Genomic DNA, 19,278 nt, shown 5'->3' on the forward strand with positions numbered 1-19,278 from the left:
GTGAATGCAGACCTGAGTTGAAGCAGGGCGGCGCGGACTTATCCGTGCCGCCCTGCTGCGTTGTGGAGCACGGCCTCGTTGCGCGCTGCCGTCCACGCGCGCAGCCCCATCACCGCCAGCCCGACGAAGACCAGATACAGCACGGCGGTCACGTGCAGGGATTTGACCAGGTACATGCCCACGTAGACCACATCGACCAGGATCCACAGCCACCATGCCGCCGTGTGCCGGCGCGCCTGCCACCACTGGGCGACCAGGCTCAGCGCGGCCAGCATCGCATCCAGCCACGGCAGCGCTGCGTTGGTGTAGACATGCATCGCCGCACCGAGGGCGAGGCCGAACACCACGCCGATGCCCAGATCACGCCACAAGGCGACCCGCGCCAACGGCATGATCGCGACCCGGCCATCATCCTGGACCTGGCCACGCCAGCGCACCCAGCCGTAGACCAGGAAGCCGCCGAACACGATCTGCAGCAGCGTGTCCGAGTACAGGCGCGCCTCGACGAACACCAGCGCGTACAGCGCCACCGAGATCAGCCCGACCGGCCAGGCAACGGTCACCCGGCGCGTCATCAGCCACACGCCGAGCATGCTGACGATGGCGGCCGACCATTCCAGGATCGCCGGGTTCATAGCGCGAACGTGACCGACAACCGGGCCTGGCGCGGCGCGCCCGGGAACAGGTAGTAGTCGCCCGAGCTGCTGCCGGTGTCACGCCAGTAGAAACGGTTGAACAGGTTGTCCACCGAGAGGTTCCAGGTCACCGGATGCTCACCCACGCGGTGCTTGAAGCGCAGCCCGGCGTCGAACACGCTGTAGGCCGGTGCGCTGACGCGGCCGTCGGCGGTGGCCACGTTGGAGGAGGCATAGCGCCAGCCGCCGGTCAGCCCCAGGCCGGTCACGAACGGCAGCTGGTACTCCGCATGCACGGTCGCGCGCCTCTTCGGCACGTTGATCAGCTGGTGCCCTTCGTAATCCGGCGTGCCGGCATCGCGCGCGCGCGCGCGCAGGACGCTCGCACTGGCGGTCAGCGACAGGCGCCCGGTCAGCTGCCCCTGTGCGGTGAGTTCCAGCCCGGTATGGGTCTGCTGCCCTTCTTCGACGAAGGTGTAGCCCGCGTCGCTGTCGTCCGGCCTGGCGTACTGGAACGGCTGCGAGGTGCGGAACAGTGCCGCACCCAGCGTCAGTGCATCGCTGGGCACGTACTTGATGCCCACTTCGATCTGGCGCGACAGCACCGACGGCAGGAACGCGCCGTCGTTGGAGGTCCAGAACGGTGCTTCCTGGCCGAGCGATATGCCCCGAACGTAGCTGACGTAAGCGTTGAGCTCATCGGTGGCCTTCCAGACCAGCGCGGTCTGCGGCAGGAACCGCGACAGGCGGCTGTGCCGCTCGGGGTTGCCGCGTTTGTCGTAGGCGCGCTCGTCCAGGCGCACGAAGCGACCGCCGGCCAGCCACTGCCAATCGCCGAAACTCATCCGGTCCAATGCGAAGACCGCTGTCTGCGCGCTGTCCAGGCGCCGCGCGGACGGGCCCGGCATCAGCGGCGACGGGTCGAACTGCGGCACCTGTGCATCATGGATGTTGGCGGTGCCCACGTACTCGTTGACGTTGCGGCGCTTGTCCACGGTGCGTTCGAACCGGTCCGCGCCAACGCTCAGCGCGTGGCCGATGCTGCCGGTGGTGAAACTGCCGCGCAGCTCGGCACGGAATTCCAGGTTGCGGCGCGTATCGTCCGGGCTGCGGTAATCGTAGATGTCGTAGTCGCCGTTCGGCGCGAAGTAGTTGCCTGGCACACTGCCATCGGCGCAGCCGGCAGCGTAGTAACAGCCGTAGGCGAAGGCGACGTTGTCGTCGATCACCGAGCGGCTGTAGCTGGCGGACAGGCGCGACTGCCAGTTCGGGCTGAAATCGTAGGTGTGGAGTGCGGTCAGGTTGGTGCTGTCGATGCCGACCGGTCGCTGCCAGGCCTGGTAGCCCAGCAGCTGCTTGCGGTCCACGCCGCGCGGCAGCTCGGTGGCGCCCAACAGCTGATAGCCCGAGGCCGAACGCTGCGTGCTGGTCTGGTAGTTGGCATCCACTTCCAGCTTGCCGCGCTCGCCGATCAGCCAGTCGGTGGCCAGCGAATAGAAATTGCGACGACCGTCGGCATGATCGATGTAGGAATCGCTGTCTTCCCAGGCGGCATTGAAGCGCACGCCGAAACGGGGCGACAGCCAATGGCCGAGATCGACCGCGGTGTAGCGCGAGCCTTCCGAATCGGTACCGAGGGTGACGCTGCGGACCTCGGCCGGGCGCTTGCCCACGTAGTTGATGATGCCACCCGGCGCCATGACACCGGCGGCGAGGCCGGCCTCGCCCTTGAGGATCTCCACCGCCTGGATGTTCTCCAGGGCCAGGCGCTGCTCACCGGTGATGGCCAGCCCGTTGAAGCGGTAGCCGGTGCCGGTATCCAGCGGGAAACCGCGGATCGCGATGTTCTGGTAGTAGCCGACCGGCGCGTAGCTGTCGCCCAGCGAGGCATCGTTGCTGGCCAGCTCGGACAGCGTGCGCACCTGGCGGCTGTCCAGCAGGTCGCGATCCAGTACGTTCACCGAGGCCGGCGTGCTCTTCCAGTCGCCAGCGCCGAAGCTGCCGGTCTGCGTCGAGGTGGCAGCCGGCTGATGCGCCTGCACGCGCACGGCGGCCAGTTCCGTCGGCGAGCGCTCGGGCGCTTCGGCGAGCTCATTGGCATGAAGGGGCAGCGCGGCGCAGAGGGCGGCGGATAGCAACGTAGGGCGGAAGCAGCGGTTCATTCGATTCGTCATCAGCTGGGGGAGACGAAGCGAAGGCGCGCACGCGCACCGACCCATCACGGCGGCATGCCTGCTGCTCAAAGCTCCCTACGCCGGTGCAAACCGGATCAGGTTCCAAGGGACTCTCTCAGCCTGGTTTCGCCAGGCACCCCCGCTTCTGTGACTATTTCACTACAACTGGTACGGATTTGCGAGCCTGCCCTCAGGCGGCCGCGTGCAGCGCCGTCAGCAGGCCCTGCCCTGCCGGGGTGCTGAACCAGTCAGCATGCCCCAGCAGGAAGGTGTGGTAAGCCACGTCGGCATTGGCGGGCGAGCCTGTCACGCCCTCGAAATACTCCACTTCCGACAGCGCGAAATCGAGCTGCACGATCGGCAGCAGATCGGCCAGCAGGTGGACGCGTTCAGTCGACAGCGGCAGCATTTCGCGATAGCCCGCAAGCAGCGCCAGCGCGATATCCGCACGCACCGCCTGCTCGCCGCGTTCCAGCGCCAGCCAAGCGATGGCGTTGCGTTCGATGGCGGTCGCAAGATCGAACAAGGCGCTGGTCGGTGAGGCCAGCCCCAGGTCGAGCACGGTGTCGACCACGGTGCCAGTGCCCTGCTGGCACCAGAGCAGATTGGAGACATGCCAGTCGTTGTGCCCCCACAGGCGCGGTTCCGCCTGCAGGCGCGCGGCCAGTCCGGCATGCCAGGGCAGCACCGCCCGCCGCAGATCCCGCTGCCAGTCCTGCCGCGCAAGATAGGCTGCCAAGCCGGGCCGCACCGCGAGATCCGCCTGGATCGCGGCGATGGGATCGGCGGCACGGATCAGGTCATCGCGCGCGACCAGCAGATGGGTGCTGCGCTGGGGCGCGTCGTAGCTGGCCGATGCCAGATGCAGCGTCGCCAGCATCCGCCCGGCTTCGCGCGCCTGCGCGGTATCGGTCAGCAGCGTCCAGGACGCTGCGTCGCGATACAGATCCTGGCCACGGCCCACGCTGTGCAGCTCGTAGGTCCAGCCTTCGTGCTCGACCGCCGTGGCGCCATCGCGGTCACTCACCACCTCGACCACGGGTACGCCGTGATCGGCCAGGTGCCGGATGAAGCGATGCTCCTCGGCCAACGTGGCCGCCGAACGGACACTGGCATGGTGACGTTTGACGAACACCCGCCCCCCGTCGCTCTCAACGATGGCCGCGGCGGACATCGGCCGCGGGCTGTGCCACAGCAGCCGGCACGCACCCGCCAGCGCCGCGAAGCGCTCGCCGAGCCAGGTGATCTCGCGGTCGGTGATGGCGGGCCAGTCGGCGGCCACCTCATCGTTGTTGAGGCCCTGGACGCGGTGGGTGTTGTTGCTCATGGGATGACGGGGTCGATGACGGCGAAAAGCCCGCTGTCACCAGACAGCGGGCGCGGCGAGGATACCAAGCCACGCCCAGCCAAGGGGGAACAGCTGCGTCCCGTCAGCGCGTGCCGTCGCCTTGCTTCGCGGCGGCGGGCTTGGCCGGCAGCAGCCGCGGCTGCTCCGCATACCAGTTGCGGGCACCGGCGAGGTGCCACTTGCGCTGCTCGCCCTGCAGCTCGATGCCGGCGCCCAGCACGCCCCAGCGCAGATAGAGATCGCCACGGCGCTTGCCGTGGCTCAGGTCCAGCCGCGCCTGCAGGGACAGGCGCTCGTTCTCGGCCTGCAGGTCCTCCACGATCAACTCGCCGCTGCGCCAGCGCAGCTGCCCACTGGCCTGTACCTCGCCGGAGTCCAGCATCCCGAGCACCCAGCGCGGGTACTCGCTGCGCTGCGCGAACACGCCAAGCAACGGCCCGGCATCGCGCAGGTGCAGGTCGGCCAGCCCATCCACCTGGAATGGCGCCGCCGCATCGATGTGGCCACTGCGGATCGCCACCTTGCCCCACCAGCGCCCATCACTCTTTTCATCGCCCACGTGGATGTTGCGCAGCTCTACCGTGGTACCGCCAAGATCGAACTGGCGGCTGTCGAAATCCGCACGCTGCAGACGCGCCTGCAGCTGCGCATCCCCGCGCATCGCGATCCCTGCCACGCTCAACCGGGCGCCGGTGCCGCGCAGATCGGCGCTGCCCTTGCCCACCCGGCCGGAGGCATCCAGCGAGACATCCCCACTGAGCAGGCCGGTACCGCCGAGCAGGCGCACATTGTCGTTGCCGAGGTACCGGTTGTAGGCGGTCAGGTCCGGCACTCGCGCATCGGTAAAGCGCAGCTGGGCGCGCATGCCGTCACTCAACTGCTTCAGGCGCGCATCGCCACGCAGGTTCAACGCAAGCTGGCGGCCATCGAACAACACCGCCTTGGGTGCGTTGGTCGGCGCGGCCTGGAAGCGCGGAATCTGCACCTTCAGCTCCGCCTGCGCGGGGGTGCCCTCGACAATCCGGCCCTGTGCGTGGGCATCGCCACGCATCCGGACACCGGCGACCTCCGCCACGGCCGCCACCTGCGGGATGTCCACGGTGCTGCCAGGCGCGAGTTCACCGTCGGCGATGATGACGTCCGCCTTCAGCAGGCCACCCCCGTCAAGGTGGAACCAGGGCTTTTTCACGAACAGATCGCTGATCCAGTTCAGCGACTGGAACTGCCATGCGCCCTGGACGTTGCCGGACAACCGCGGCAGCAGCTCGGCCGGTGCCTGGAACGGAAACTTCCGGCCGGTGATGCGGACATCGGCGTTCAGTTCGCTGCCCGTCTCCGGGTCGCGTGGCAGCCGCGCCTGCACCCGCATGTCCTGCGCGACGTCCAGCTGCAGCGACAGCAGGCCACGGTCATCGGCATGCACGCCGGCATGCAGCGGCAGCCGCCACACCAGTCGGCTGCCGGGTCGCAGCGCGCCCGCCTCCAGCGTCACATCCGCGGTGAGGCGCGCATTGGACACCGCGCTGCCGACCTTCACGTGGGGGCCGCCGGTATCGATGCGCAGCCCCTGGCTGCGGGCATCGATCTGCAGCTGCGCCCAGGTGATGCCGAGTTTCTGCAGCCCCGGCGCGTCGTCACGATAATGCCGCGGAAAATGGAAGCGCGACGCGATATGCGCATCGTCCAGCACATTGACGCCGTCGAAGCTGACCTGCGCGTCGTCGAAGCCCACCGTGGAATCGAACAGCTCCGACGGCCCCCCCTTGAGCTGTTTGAGGAAGCCGACCGTACCGTGGCCCTGGCCGACGATCAGCAGCTTGCCGAAGCGCCCACTGCGGATGGTGTCGCTGTGGATCGCATCAAAGCGAAGCGTCCAGCCGCGGTCGCCACGCGGCGGCGGCGGGATGGCGTTCTCGACGCGTTCGACCTCCGCTTCCACGCCGGTCGCGTCGATGCGAGGGATGCGCACCTCCTTGCGCAACAGCGCCGGCAGATCAATCCACGCACTGGCACGATCAGCACGGAAGACATACTGCGTTCGATTGGCCTGGCCGCGCATGCGGATGTTCCACACCACGGCATGGCCGGGCATGAGGGTCAGCGCCGGGCCGGTCTGCATCGTGAATTTTTCAGGTTTGCGGTTGGTCACCGCATCGAACAGGGGCGTATTGAGGAACACGTTGCCCGCCAGCAGGTACAGCGCATACAGCGCCAGCAGCGAGAGCAACGCCACGCGCCACGGCCGGGGCCAGCGCTGGACGCGCTCGGGAATCAGGGGCATGTGGATCCGCGACGGGAAGCAGGATGACGCCCCACTATCGGCAACGCGCAGGCGTCACCGTGTGAAGGCCTTGCGTCGCAAGACCTTTCATGGCGCAAGCACGGCTCAGGAACCTCGTGCTGCCTGCTGCGCCTGGAAGAACGCCACCGTCGGGGCCAGGCCCAGGTGCGAAAGCTGGGTCGCAGCACCCTCGGCCGCACCCTGCGCAGCGTCGATGACACGCTCGAACATGTGCGCCTCGTAGGCCGCCACGGCACGTTGCCAGTCCGGCTCGTGTCCCAGCCGTGCGGCCAGTTCGGCGGCATCCAGCATGGCCGCGTTCACCCCTTCACCGCCGAACGGCGACATCACGTGCGCCGCATCGCCGATCAGGCTGAGCCCTGTACGTGGCGTCCAGCGGTGACCGACCGGCAGCGCATGGATCGGGCGCGCTGCGAATCCATCGTTGCTGGCCCGGAACAGGTCGCGGATCGTCTCGGCGAATCCCTCGAACTCTTCCAGCAAGGCCGTGCGCATCGCTTCGGGCGAGGTGAAATCGAACCGGGTTGCCGCCCAGTCGGCCGGGACGCGGAAGATCGCATAGCCGCGCACATGCGAATGGCCGTTGCGCTGGGCGATGATCATGCGGCCGTCGCCTTCGATGCCGACCTTGCCGCGGCCGACCAGCGCGGCCAGGCGCGGATGGGTCCGGTCGATGTCGTCGATGCCGAACTCGATGAAGGTCAGCCCGCTGTACTGCGGCCGATAGGGCGAGAGCAACGGGCGCACCCTGGACCAGGCGCCGTCGGCGCCGATCACCAGATCGAACGGCCCTTCCACACCGGTGTCGAACACCAGCTCCCAGCGGTCGCCTGCGCTGCTGCGTACTTCCGCCAGTCGCCTGCCCCACTGAAGGGTGTCGGCAGGAAGCGAATCGATCAACAGCGCGCGCAATGCCGTGCGATCGACCTCGGGGCGGCTCCGATCGGCGCCGTCACTGTCCTCGAACAGCACCCGGCCGGTCTTGTCGAGGAGGCGCTCGCCCTGATCGTCGCGCCGTGCAATGGCGTCGAATGCCGCGCTGAGTCCGGCACGTTCGAGCGCCAGCAGCCCGGACTCGGCGTGCAGGTCGAGACTGCCCCCCTGCGGGCGCTCGTCGGGATCGCGCTCGGCCTCATAGACGACGCTGACCACCCCGTGGGTGTGGAGAATCCGGGCCAGGGTCAGGCCGGCGGGGCCGCCGCCGACGATGGCGATGCGAGGGGGGCTGGGCATGACGTCGATCCGGGATTAACATAGGGACCTATATTTATAGATAGCCACCTATGGAAAGTCAATCCGCACCTTCCCCGCCCTCCACCGAGAAGCCGCTCAAGCTGCTGGGCGTGGCTTATCGCGGCTTCCAGCGGATCGTGGACGCGCCGTTGCGCGAGCTGGGTTTCGCGATGAGCCAGCTGCCTGTGCTGGTCTCACTCAAGCATGGCAACGCGCTACCCCAGAGCGAACTGGCCCGGATCGCCGGGATCGAGCAACCGAGCATGGCGCAGCTGCTCAACCGCATGGAGCGCGACGGGCTGATCCAGCGCCGTCCGGACCCGGACGACCGCCGTAGCCGTCTGATCGCGCTGACCCCGCAGGCGCGCGAACAGTTGCCTGCCGCGCAGGCGGTGATGGACGCAGCCAGTGCAAAGGCGACGGCCGGCTTCACCGCCGCCGACATGGCGCAGCTGCATTCGCTGATGGTGCGCCTCAACGCCAACCTCGACACGATCGACTGACCGGCCACGCTGACCGCACCGATCAGCGTGGCCGTTTCTGATCGGCCACCCGGACCTCCGGCCGCACCTGCCCATCGCGGCCCCGGGGCCATGGCTGGATCGCAAGCCTGCTGCCACGGCAGGCATCCACATCCTGGTAGACCTGGGTCCTGCCGTTGGCGAAGGTGAAACGCAGGTCGTAGCGGCAGCCCTCGCCGGCCAGGTCCACGGTGATCGCATCGCCGCCACCGGACAGGCTGCGCTCCAATGCACGAGGCTCGAACGCGCCACTGCCCGCGGACCCGACGTCCACCGCGGTCACGCTGTCATGCGCGCGGTTGACCAGGGTCAGATAGCGTGCGTTGGCGGCGCCGACAAGCGGCACGATCACGATGGACAGCAGGCAGGCAACGGCAACAGCGCGGGTCGGGGTCATGGCAGCAGTCTCCAGCAAGGAAGGGGTACCGGCCGCGCCTGCGGTACAGTGCGTCCCGGCCTCCCCATCTCGCCTTCGCCGCAACGCCCCGGCAACCGATCCGGGACGAATCGTCGCTCCGCACGGACCAATCGTAGTAGGCCCTCATGGCGCTTCCCGCGCGCACGTCCGCCTGCCTAAGATGGCATCCGCCACAGATCCCTGGCCCGGAATCGCCCATGTACATTCGCCTCGGCAGCACCCGCATCCGCCTGTCACGCTACATCGCCCTGTGGACGGCGGTGGCCGTCGTGTTCGCGGTCCAGACCTCGATCAACGCCGGGCTGCCGAACAGCCAATGGCCCCTGTGGGACCTCATGCGCTGGTCGCTGATCCAGTGGTACACGTGGGCCGCGCTGGCGCCGACCGTGTTCCGCCTCGCCGAGCGCTTCCCGGTGCGCGGTACCGGCCGCTTCCACGGGCTCGGCGCGCAGGTGGCCGCCAGCCTGTGCATGACGTGCATCGCGATGGTGCTGGGCGCGCTGGTCTCCACCCTGTTCGAACCCAGCGGCGTCATCGAACAGCTGGGCTACTTCCTGGAGCAGCACTTCGCGATCGGGCTGCTGACCTACTGGACGCTGTTCGCCATCCAGCAGGCCCTCCACTTCCACGCCGAGAAGGCGCGCCGCGAACTGGAAGCCAGCCAGCTGGCCACCGAGCTGGCGCAGTCGCGGTTGCTATCGCTGAAATCGCAGCTGCAGCCGCATTTCCTGTTCAACACTCTGCATGCGATCGTGACCCTGCTGGACGAGGACAAAGTCTCGGCCGAAGACATGCTGCTGCGCCTGAGCGAGCTGCTGCGCGCGTTCCTGGAAGACTACGATGGCCAGGAAATCAGCCTGCGCCAGGAGCTGGACCTGATCGAGCTGTACCTGGGCATCCAGCGCACCCGCTTCAAGGACCGGCTGACCACCCGCACCTACATCGCCCCGGACACCCTGGACTGCGCGGTGCCCAGCCTGATCCTGCAGCCGTTGGTGGAGAATGCCCTGCGCCACGGCATCGGCCAGCGCGTGGGCAGCGACATCATCGAGATCGAGGCCCGGCGCGACGGCGATGCGCTCTGCATCGAGGTGCGCAACCGCAACAGCACCCTGTCGGCCGAACCGACCGCCTCGGCCGGGCATGGCATCGGCATGTCCAACACCCGCCTGCGCCTGAAGGAACTGTACGGCGATGCCGCCGACGTCCGGCTGGACATGCTCTGGCCCGAAGGGGTGGCGTGCCGCATCCGGGTGCCGTTCCGCGAACTGGACAGTGCCGACGAGGCACCCGAGTTCACCGCGGGGATCGCGCCGGCATGAGCCTGACCGTGCTGACCGTGCTGGTGGTCGATGATGAGCCGATCGCGCGGCATGCGATCGTGCGGCTGCTGCGCGACGATCCGGAGATCGAGATCGTCGGCGAATGTGGCGATGGCGTCTCGGCCGTGGCCGCGATCCGCAACCAGTCGCCGGACCTGGTGTTCCTGGACATCCAGATGCCGGCGATCAACGGCATGGACGTGGTCGCCAGCATCGGCGCCGGACGGATGCCGGCCACGGTGTTCGTCACCGCCTACGAGCAATATGCAGTGAAGGCCTTCGAGGCCAATGCCGTGGACTATCTGGTCAAGCCGTTCAGCCGCGAGCGTTTTGCCGCCACGCTGCAGCGGGCCAAGGCACGCCTGTCGGCGGCCAACGGGGTCGGCGCACAGACCTCGGCGCAGATCCTGCAGGCGCTGGATGCGCTGCGCCAGCGTGACGATTACCTGCAGCGCATTCCGGTGCGGGTAGAGGAGCACGTGGTGCTGGTGGCGGTCGATGACATCGTCTGGATCAAGGCCGCGCGCAACACGGTCGAAATCCATCTGGTCGACCGCATGCATGAGCTGCGCGAGACCATGTCCACCCTCGCCGCGCGGCTGGACCCGCGGCACTTCGCGCGCGTGCATCGCTCGGCAATCGTCAATGTGCGCCGGGTCAGGGCGATCCACCCGTGGTTCAACGGCCACCATGTGGTGACCATGGATACCGGCCAGCAGCTGCGCATGAGCCGGTATCAGAACGAAGCCTTCCTCAAACTGGTTTCCACGCGCGGCGGCGACGCAAGCTAGCGCCGGGCCGGCCGCGACTGCGTCCGCTCAGCGCGTCGAACGCTCGTCCGCGCGCAACGTCAGCACTTCAACGCCATCGGCGGTCACCAGCACGGTGTGCTCGGCCTGCGCCGACAACTTGCCGTCACGCGTGGTCACGGTCCAGCCATCATCGCTCATGTCGATGGCGGCTCGGCCCTGGTTGATCATCGGCTCGATGGTGAAGGTCATGCCCTCTTCCAGCGCCAACCCGTCGCTGCGGCGCCCGTAATGCAGCACCTGCGGTTCCTCGTGCATCTCCTGGCCGATGCCATGGCCGCAGAACTCGCGGACCACACTGTAGCCATGCGCCTTGGCATGCTGCTGGATCGCAAAACCGATGTCGCCCAGGGTCGCGCCCGGCCGCACCACGCCGATCCCCTTCCACATCGCCTCGCGGGTCACCCGTACCAGCCGCCTGGCTGCGTAGTCCACCTCGCCGATCAGATAGGTCTTGCTGGAATCGGCGATGTAGCCGCCCTTCTCCAGGGTGATATCCAGGTTGACGATGCTGCCGCTGCGCAGGATGACATCCGGCGATGGCACGCCATGGCAGACCACGTTGTCGATGGAGGAGTTGAGCACGTAGGCAAAGCCATACTGGCCCTTGCTCGCCGGGCGGGCCTTCAGCTCATCGACGATGAAGCGCTCGACCCAGTCGTTCACCTGCAGCGTGCTCATGCCTTCCAGCGGCAGCGTGTCCAGCGCCTCGAACACGGACGCCAGCAGGCGCCCGGAAGCGCGCATCAAGGCCTGTTCTTCAGCCGTCTTGATCATGCCTCGGCCACCCGCAAGGCGCCGGGCGCGACCCCGGCGGCACGCAGCTCGCGGCTGACGATCTCCTGGTAGCTCATGCCGGGGTTCATCTCGCACAGCATGCCGATCTTGATCCAGAAGCCGGCCTGGGCGTTGATCGAGCGGCCGGAGACGCCGCTGGCGCGGCGCAGATTGTCGTGCAGTTCGTCGTCGATGTTGACGATGCCCATGGCAGGCTCTCTCGTACGGAATATACGCATCATATACGATGCGTATATCAGCGTGGAAGCACCGCCGAAGCGTCGAGCGCCTGCGCGACCTGCGAGGGCAATCCGCGACCTACCGTCGATCAGGTCCAGGCCGGATCAGCGGTGAAATCGATGGTCAACCAGAACTCGCTGCCGCGCGCATCCAGGCGTTCGGCGATTTCATCGCGCATCGCGTCCACGTTGCCGATGGTGCCGATCACCGTCTCCGGGTGGGTCAGGATGTGGATCTCAACGAACCGCATCCGCCCCATCTTGGCCACGTGGCTGGTGAAATCCAGATAGCCGTGCTCGGCGACGAACGCCTTCATCACCGCCTGCACGCGTGCGTCCAGCGTATCCGGCGCTACCTGCAGGACCTCGCGCATGGCCTTCCACGCACTGCGCAGTGGCACCGGCAACACCGCCACGCTGATCGCCGCCAGCACCAACGGATCCAGATAAGGGATCCAGTGCGCATGCTCGCCATCGCGCAGCAGCAGCGCGATCGCGAATGCCAGCACCACCGCCAGGCTCATCATGCCGCTCAGCAGCCAGGCGCGCACGTCCAGCCACAGCAGGGCCGAGTGCAACTGCATCGCGCGCGTGCGCACGAATGCAGCCATCGCCAGATTGCTCACGCACAGCAGGGCCGCCCACAGCAGGGCAGGCCCGGCCTTGACCTCGTGCCCCCCGGTGGTCAGCCCGATCACCGAATTGGCCAACGCATAGATGCAGGCCAGCGACAGGATCGCCCCACCCAGCGCTTCCACCATCGGCTCCAGATGCCAGTACCCATACTGGAAGCGCGGGCTTTCTTCCCGCGCCACCAGCCGCAGCACCGACAGCGCCACCAGGGTCAGCGCCACGTCCACCAGGCTGTAGACACCGTCGAACAGGATGGCCTGCGATCCCACCAGCAGGCCGCCGATGAAGCCGATGGCACTGACCGCCATCGTCACCCCGATGGAGAATTTGAGGACCCGCTGCTCGCGTGCTGTATCCATCGCTGGCCGAGGGTCCTGCGCGCGGGCGTCAGACCTTCAGCACCTCCACCTTGTAGCTCGGCGCATCGCCGTCGGTGTCGATGATAAGCCCGTGCACATCCGACTCGAAGCCCGGGAAGCGGGCGTTCTGTTCGCGGGCGATCCGCAGCGACTGGATGATCGGTTCATCGCTGCTGCCGAAGCGCTCGCCCGGCATGATGGTCGGGATCCCCGGCGGGTATGGCACCAGCATGGTGCCGGCGATGCGGCCGCTGATCTGCTCGATGTCGACCCGTTCGATCTGGCCGCGGACCAGGTGATCATAGGCCTCGGCAGGCGTCATCACCGGCTCGGGCAGGTCCACGTACATCGCGCGCATCACCTGGGCCACACCGAACTCGGCGTTGAAAGCGTGCAACGCATCGCACAGGTCACGCAGGCCCCAGCCGTCGTAGGCGACCGGGAACTCGGCCGCGAGCTGCGGCAGCGCGCGGGTCAGCGGCGCGTTGCTGTCGTAAAGCTCCTTGAACGCCATCAGCTCGGTGACCAGGGTGCTCCACTTGCCCTTGGTGATGCCCATCGAGAACAGGAACAGCACCGAATAGAGATTGGTCTTCTCCACGGTGATGCCGCGGGTCCACAGGAACTTGCTCAGCACCGCAGCCGGAATGCCGCGCTGGCCCATCTCGCCGTCCATCGAGAGCCCAGGCGTGAGCAGGGTGACCTTGATCGGATCGATCAGCACGTAATCATCGACCAGGCCATCGAAGCCGTGCCAGTGGGCGTCCGGTTGCAGATACCATTCGCTGCGCTTGGCCACCATGGGCGCCGGGGCATCGCCCTTGGCCAGCGAACGCTCCAGCTTGTCCGGCTGCCACACGCTGAACCACCAGTCGTCGCGCCCCAGGTCTTCGCGTACATGCAGCATCGCGCGACGGAATGCGATCGCTTCATCGTGCATTTCCTGCACCAGCGATTCACCTGCGGCGCCCTCCATCATCTTGGAGGCCACATCGCAGGCCGCAATCACGCCGTAGTGCGGGCTGGTGGTGGTGTGCATCATGAAGGCTTCGTTGAAGCGTTCGGCGTCCAGCGCGTGGGTGGCGGCGTTGCGCACGTGGATCATCGAGGCCTGCGAGAACGCGGCCAGCAGCTTGTGCGTGGAGTGCGTGGTGAAGATGATCGCATCCTGCTCGCGCGGCTTGCCCTTGGCCATGCCGTAGTGGTTCTCGTAGAACGGATGGAACGCGGCATAGGCATACCAGGCTTCGTCGAAATGCAGGAAGTCGACCGCGCTGCCGATCTCCTCGGCGATCTTTTCGGCGTTGTAGCACAGCCCGTCATAGGTGGAATTGGTGACCACCGCGATGCGCGGCTTGGAGCCGGCCTTGTACGCCTTGCTCGCCAGCGGGTTGGCCGCGATGGCCTGCTGCAGCGACTCGGGCGTGAACTGGTCCAGGCTGATCGGGCCGATGATGCCGTGCGCGTTGCGGCTGGGGGTGAAGTACACCGGGACGCCGCCGGTCATGATCAGCGCGTGCAGCAGCGACTTGTGGCAGTTGCGGTCGACGAACACCACGTCGCCGCGCCCTACGGTCCCGTGCCAGACGATCTTGTTGGCGGTCGAGGTGCCATTGGTGACGAAGAAGGTGTGATCGGCCCCGAAGTTCCGCGCCGCCTCGTTCTCGGCGTCCTTGATCGGCCCAGTGTGGTCTAGCAGCGAGCCCAGCTCCGGCACCGAGATCGACAGATCGCTGCGCAGCGTGTTCTCGCCGTAGAACTGGTGGAACGCGCGGCCGACCGGCGATTTGGTGAAGGCCACGCCGCCGGCATGGCCGGGGGTGTGCCAGGAGTAGTTGGACTCCGCCGTGTGGTGGATCAGCGCCTTGAAGAACGGCGGCAACAGGTTGGCCATGTAGTCTTCGGCCGCGCGCATCACCTGGCGTGAGATGAAGCTCTTGGTGTCCTCGAACAGGAAGATGTAGCCGTGCACGAACTTGAGCAGCTTGCTCGGTACCTTTTCGATGGTGCGCCGCTCGCCGTACAGGAATACCGGCAGGTTGGCGCGGCGGGCCGTCTGCTCGCGCAGGAAACCGAGCAGGCGCTGGAACTGCTCCGGGTTTTCCTCGGTGCCGTCGATGGAGATCAGCACGGCCGAGGCGGCCACGTAGGTACGCGCACCGGCCTGGGCATCGGACAGGGTCAGGCCACACAGCACGCGCTGGTCGTTCTTGCGCAGTTCGTCCACCAGCGCACGGATCAGGATGCCGCCGATGCGGGGGGACTCGTAGTCGTCGTCGATGACGATGATCGGGTAATCAAGGGACTTGAAATACACAGGGATTCTCCTGGGGGAATGTCACGAAAGCGTCGTGCGGACGGCGGCATCGAGCGCGGGCAGCTGGCCACGCTGGCGGCGACGCTCCTCGCTGAAGAACGGATAGAACACCGTGATGAACAGCACGAACAGGAAGGCGTACTGCACGATGTTGCCGGCCGAACCGAAGATCGCCCACAGGCAGTACACGACGGTGACGCTGGTCAGCAGCCAGAACGCGCCGGTGTGCACCAGCGTGTGCGAGCGCTCGACCACGAAGTAGCAGGCCACGCAGGAGTAGATGTACGGCAGCAGGGTCAGCACCACCGCGGCCGAAGTGATCACATCGAACTGGGCCGACGCGGTCTTGGAGGTCGAGGTGACCAGCACCGCCAGGGTCATCAGCACCGCCACGATCAGCACGCCCTTGACCGGTACATCGTCCTTGTTGGTCTTGCTGAAGATGCTCGGGAACAGGCCGTCATCCGAGGCTGCCTTGGCGCTCTGCGCAGTCAGCAGGATCCAGCCGCCGAGCGAGCCGGCCGCACCTACGAAGGCGCACAGGCTCACCAGCGCCCCGCCCCAGCCACCCACCGCATTGGCCGCGGCCAACGCGAACGGCGCATCGGACACCTGCAGGTCGCCATTGGGCACCATGCCCATGATCACCGAGGAGCTGGCGATGTAGGCGATCGCGGCCAGGAACACGCCACCCAGCGTCGCGCGGGCCACGTTCTTCTCCGGGTTCTCGACCACGCCGGCGGTCACCGAGGCCGATTCCACGCCGATGAAGGCCCACAGGGTCAACGCCGCGGCACTGGAGATCGCGCCGAAGTTGGATTCCCCGGAGACGTTGTAGGCCCCCTTGAAGATGGTCGGGTCGAAGAAGAACCACCCGAAGATCGCGATGCCCAGGATCGGCACCAGCGCGAAGCTGGTGGTCACCGTCTGCAGCTTGCTGACGAACGACGGGCCGATCACGTTGGCGAAACTCAACGCCCATACCAGCGCCAGCACCGCGATGCAGCGCGGCAGCGGCTCGGACAGGATCGGGAAGAAGTAGCTGAAATAGCCCACCGCCGCGATCGGGATGGCGACGTTGCCGATCCAGTTGGCGAACCAGTAGATGGTATTGGTCTGGAAGCCCATGTACGGGCCGAACCAATCCCTGGCGTAGGCGTACGGACCACCGGCCTTGGGGGCCAGCTTGCCGAGCTTGGCGAACACGAAGGCCAGCAGCAGCGCGCCGGCGGTGGTGATCAGCCAGCCCCAGATCGAGGCCGTGCCGATCTTGGCCAGACTGGAGGGCAGCAGGAACACCCCCGATCCCATCATGTTGCCGGCCACCAGGAAGGTGGCACCAACCACCCCGATTTTCTTCGCTTTTGCCATGACGCTTGCTCCTTTGCCAGGCAGGAACCCGGTCGAGCCGGGCGTTGGGAGTTACTTGATGAAGTTGTATTGCAGGCTGCCCTGCAGCCGCATCGTGTCGCCGCGTTGTCCGCTCTGCTGCTCCAACTGCCCATAGAGCAGCTCCATGCCCATCGTCCAGGACGGGGCCGGGCTCCAGAGCAGGTTAAAGACGCCGTAGCGGCTCTGGCGGAACGCATCGGCGGCCAGCGCATCGTTGCGCCCGCTGGTGAGCTGGCCGTAGATCAGGTTCGAACGCCACAGCGGCGACCAGTAGTGCGTGTATCCGACAAAGCCGCCATACAGCGACAACGCCTGCAGCCGTCCATCGGCGGTCACCACCGCGTCCATGCCCGATCCGGTCAGGTCGGCGGTATAACGGGCCAGGCCCTTGCCGCCGAGCATGCCGAACAACAGCAGGTCCTGCTCGCCGACCGCGGCCGAACCGCTCAGCTGCAGACCACCGGCAAAGCGCCGGCCATCCCCGGCATCGCCGTCGTACCCCAGGCTGCGCGCGACCGCGCCCAACTGCAGATGGCCCCAATCACGTTCCATGCGCGCGGTCACCGTGACATCCGGCAGCTGGTCGGCCGGCATGATCCCGTCCGCGGGGTTGCTCAACTGGGTGTCCGGATCTTCGGCCGCCACGGTCAACGTGTTGCCCTTCCCCATCGCGAAGCTGTGGTGGATGCCGGCCACCAGCAGGTACCCGGCCCCACCCGGCCCGGCGAAATCCAGGGTGTCGGGCAGGCTGTCGGCATCCATGAAGGTGGAATAGCCATAGCCGGCGTAGGTGTTGCCAAGCTGTCCGTAGGCGTGGCGCAGGCGGAACTGGTAGCTGTCGCTGCTGCCGAAGAAGTCGTTTTCCAGATAGAAGCGCAGGTTGCCATGCGTGGTCGGTCGCCGCGCCTCGAAGCTGAAACGGGTCTGCTTGGCATGCAGCGTGAAGTTGGACACATCCCGGTGCGCACTGCCGACCGGAATCGAGGAGGTGACGAACTGTTCCGGATCGCCCGCCGCGCGCGAATCGGCGATCGCATCGAGCTTGGCGTAACCGCCGATGCGGATCAGCGTATCGGTGTTGGGGATCGCGAAGAATCCTTTCAGCTCGGGATCGGTCGGGCCGGCCGCACTGTCCGGGCGCGAGGCGGCGCTGGACGGATCGGCAACGGAATCGCGTTGCGGAAGAATCGCCTGGCCCACGCCGGGCACCTGTGCCTGGGCGGTCAACGGCGCGGGCATCGGCGCCGCCGTCGGGCTCGGCCCCGGCGTCGGTGCAGGGGCTGCCGTGACCGACGCCGGCGCAGGCGAAGGCGTCCCGGATTCGATCGCCTCCAGCCGTTTCTCCATCTGTTCCAACGTCTGGCGCAGGGACTGGATGTCCTGCCGCAACGCGGCGGCCGAATCCTGCGCGTACACGGGCGCCGCAGCCACTGCTGCCGCGCATGCGACCGTCAACACAGCCAAACGCATCATGTCCTCCTTGAACCACACACAGCCCCGCGCGTCCGCACCGGCTGGCATCCAGGCCGCCGCCGGTCACGGGCACGCAGCCCGGCCCTGCAATGCGCGCGGCCTGCGCCTGCGCCACGTCCGGGGGCGGTCATGCCTCCGATCGCATCGCCTGCGCGGGTACGCTCGCACGGGATCCCCTCATCCCTGATGACCGCCACGCATGTGCGCGCCGGACAGCGCCTTGAGTAACAATCGCAAAGTGAGAACGCCGTGAACGTTGCCGGGCAGTTTTCTGACCGGCAGGTCACGCATCCAGTGCGTGCGGGGACATCCGTGGGGTAGCGCATGCAGGACAGCGTAACGATCCAGCCGACGTCGGCCTTGATCCAAATCAAGCCGGTTGCGTCAGCGCATGGTCGTCAGGCCCCACCTGACACCCAAACGAAGCGCGCCGGGCAGAGCCCGGCGCGTTGTACAGCGATCCCCTGGCCTGCTCAGCGCGGACCGAGCACCACGGTCATGTCGTCGCCCTGGGGCATGCCGGAACGGCGTTGCACCATGCCCTGGGCGTCCTTGAACAGAATGCCCGGCGTGCCCTGGAAGCCCAGCTCGATCATCAGCACCTGATTGGCATCGAGCTTGTTGGCGACCTCCGGCGTCAGCGACGCCGCCGGTTTGATGCCGCCACGATCGAACAGACGTTCGTTCTCCAGCAGTGCGGCGCTGGGATTGGGCGCGGTGAGGATCGCGGCAGCCTTGGCCGGGCTGTCCTCACGGATCACGCCCACCATCACGTGGCGCAACTGCACCTTGCCGGCATCCACCCACGGCCGCGCCGCTTCCCAGAAGCGATGGCAGTACGGGCAGTTCGCATCGCTGAAGGTATAGACCACGCGCGGCGCGTCGGCCCGGCCATCGCGCACCCAGGCGCTCTCGTCCAGCTTCTTCCAGCTACGCTCGGACATCGGCTTGGCCACCAGCTTCTCCAGCGGCGCCGCTCCCACGTCTTCGCCGCTGGCATCGAACAGACTGCCCACCACGACATGCTTGCCATCCGCGGTCACGTACGCTGCTGCCGGCTGCTGGCCGCCGACCACACCGGCGAAGCCACGCAGGCCACCGGGCGCGTCGAACTCACCGATCACCTCGAACCCATGCTTCTCGATGCCCTTCAGGACGGCCGGGCGGTCGCCGCCGGCCTTCGGCGCGGCACCACCGGCGTTCGGCGTCTGTGCCTGGCTGCACCCGGCCAGGGCGATCAACAGCGAGACCGCAAGCGCGGTGCCCAGCGGGCGAGAAGGGTTCAATTTCATGGTGACTCCTGGATTCAAAAAAGAGACAGCGTGA

General features: G+C 67.0%; 16 protein-coding genes and 1 riboswitch. Of the genes, 3 read left to right on the forward strand and 13 right to left on the reverse strand.

The window, feature by feature from the left end; all coding sequences use genetic code 11:
• Positions 1–38: 38 nt before the first annotated feature.
• The 5 genes from pnuC to AC07WC_RS12555 all read right to left on the reverse strand — a co-directional run bounded on the left by pnuC (position 39) and on the right by AC07WC_RS12555 (position 7,692).
• Positions 39–635 carry a nicotinamide riboside transporter PnuC gene (gene pnuC, locus AC07WC_RS12535; protein ID WP_495210288.1) on the reverse strand — a complete coding sequence of 199 codons (597 nt, stop codon included), beginning with the start codon at positions 633–635 and terminating at the stop codon, positions 39–41.
• On the reverse strand, positions 632–2,797 hold the full coding sequence (locus tag AC07WC_RS12540) for a TonB-dependent siderophore receptor (protein ID WP_495210289.1): 2,166 nt from the start codon (positions 2,795–2,797) through the stop codon (positions 632–634). Before AC07WC_RS12540 ends, pnuC begins: the two co-directional genes overlap by 4 nt.
• A gap of 67 nt (positions 2,798–2,864) precedes the next feature.
• Positions 2,865–2,960, reverse strand: a riboswitch (TPP riboswitch).
• Between the two features lie 39 nt (positions 2,961–2,999).
• Positions 3,000–4,136, reverse strand: coding sequence for a phosphotransferase enzyme family protein (locus AC07WC_RS12545; protein WP_495210290.1), 1,137 nt, complete (start codon positions 4,134–4,136; stop codon positions 3,000–3,002).
• Positions 4,137–4,239: 103 nt separating this feature from the next.
• Positions 4,240–6,438 (reverse strand): translocation/assembly module TamB domain-containing protein, encoded by a 2,199-nt coding sequence (locus AC07WC_RS12550; RefSeq protein ID WP_495210291.1) that lies wholly within the window; start codon positions 6,436–6,438, stop codon positions 4,240–4,242.
• A 105-nt stretch (positions 6,439–6,543) separates the two neighbouring features.
• A complete protein-coding gene (locus tag AC07WC_RS12555) occupies positions 6,544–7,692 on the reverse strand; it encodes an FAD-dependent oxidoreductase (RefSeq protein WP_495210292.1) in 1,149 nt (382 codons plus the stop codon).
• A gap of 50 nt (positions 7,693–7,742) precedes the next feature.
• Here AC07WC_RS12555 and AC07WC_RS12560 point away from each other — a divergent pair, with 50 nt between their 5' ends.
• Positions 7,743–8,195 carry a MarR family winged helix-turn-helix transcriptional regulator gene (locus AC07WC_RS12560; RefSeq protein WP_495210293.1) on the forward strand — a complete coding sequence of 151 codons (453 nt, stop codon included), beginning with the start codon at positions 7,743–7,745 and terminating at the stop codon, positions 8,193–8,195.
• A 22-nt stretch (positions 8,196–8,217) separates the two neighbouring features.
• Here AC07WC_RS12560 and AC07WC_RS12565 read toward each other — a convergent pair whose 3' ends face one another.
• Positions 8,218–8,610, reverse strand: a complete 393-nt coding sequence (locus AC07WC_RS12565) for a hypothetical protein (RefSeq protein WP_495210294.1) — start codon at positions 8,608–8,610, stop codon at positions 8,218–8,220.
• A gap of 218 nt (positions 8,611–8,828) precedes the next feature.
• Here AC07WC_RS12565 and AC07WC_RS12570 point away from each other — a divergent pair, with 218 nt between their 5' ends.
• Positions 8,829–9,953, forward strand: coding sequence for a sensor histidine kinase (locus AC07WC_RS12570; RefSeq protein WP_495210295.1), 1,125 nt, complete (start codon positions 8,829–8,831; stop codon positions 9,951–9,953).
• Complete coding sequence (locus AC07WC_RS12575) at positions 9,950–10,744, forward strand: LytR/AlgR family response regulator transcription factor (protein ID WP_495210296.1); 795 nt, start codon at positions 9,950–9,952, stop codon at positions 10,742–10,744. The genes AC07WC_RS12570 and AC07WC_RS12575 overlap by 4 nt, the downstream gene beginning before the upstream one ends.
• Before the next feature lie 27 nt (positions 10,745–10,771).
• On the opposite strand, the gene map is transcribed toward AC07WC_RS12575, so the two are convergent.
• From map to dsbG, 7 genes are all read right to left on the reverse strand, one after another.
• Positions 10,772–11,539, reverse strand: coding sequence for a type I methionyl aminopeptidase (gene map / locus AC07WC_RS12580; protein WP_495210297.1), 768 nt, complete (start codon positions 11,537–11,539; stop codon positions 10,772–10,774).
• The gene (locus AC07WC_RS12585; protein WP_038687903.1) at positions 11,536–11,748 is read right to left on the reverse strand and encodes a ParD-like family protein; all 213 of its coding nucleotides are present in this window, start codon (positions 11,746–11,748) and stop codon (positions 11,536–11,538) included. The genes map and AC07WC_RS12585 overlap by 4 nt, the downstream gene beginning before the upstream one ends.
• A 119-nt stretch (positions 11,749–11,867) precedes the next feature.
• Positions 11,868–12,770 carry a cation diffusion facilitator family transporter gene (locus AC07WC_RS12590; protein ID WP_495210298.1) on the reverse strand — a complete coding sequence of 301 codons (903 nt, stop codon included), beginning with the start codon at positions 12,768–12,770 and terminating at the stop codon, positions 11,868–11,870.
• Between the two features lie 28 nt (positions 12,771–12,798).
• Complete coding sequence (locus tag AC07WC_RS12595; protein WP_495210299.1) at positions 12,799–15,087, reverse strand: Orn/Lys/Arg family decarboxylase; 2,289 nt, start codon at positions 15,085–15,087, stop codon at positions 12,799–12,801.
• Between the two features lie 21 nt (positions 15,088–15,108).
• Positions 15,109–16,458, reverse strand: coding sequence for an arginine/agmatine antiporter (gene adiC, locus AC07WC_RS12600; protein WP_019185028.1), 1,350 nt, complete (start codon positions 16,456–16,458; stop codon positions 15,109–15,111).
• Positions 16,459–16,509: 51 nt separating this feature from the next.
• Positions 16,510–17,949 carry a DcaP family trimeric outer membrane transporter gene (locus tag AC07WC_RS12605; RefSeq protein WP_495210300.1) on the reverse strand — a complete coding sequence of 480 codons (1,440 nt, stop codon included), beginning with the start codon at positions 17,947–17,949 and terminating at the stop codon, positions 16,510–16,512.
• A 476-nt stretch (positions 17,950–18,425) separates the two neighbouring features.
• Positions 18,426–19,244: a thiol:disulfide interchange protein DsbG gene (dsbG, locus tag AC07WC_RS12610; protein ID WP_495210301.1), complete on the reverse strand. Its 819-nt coding sequence runs from the start codon at positions 19,242–19,244 to the stop codon at positions 18,426–18,428.
• Positions 19,245–19,278 lie beyond the last annotated feature (34 nt).

The sequence above is a fragment of the Stenotrophomonas sp. GW821-FHT01H02A genome (genome assembly GCF_059422145.1).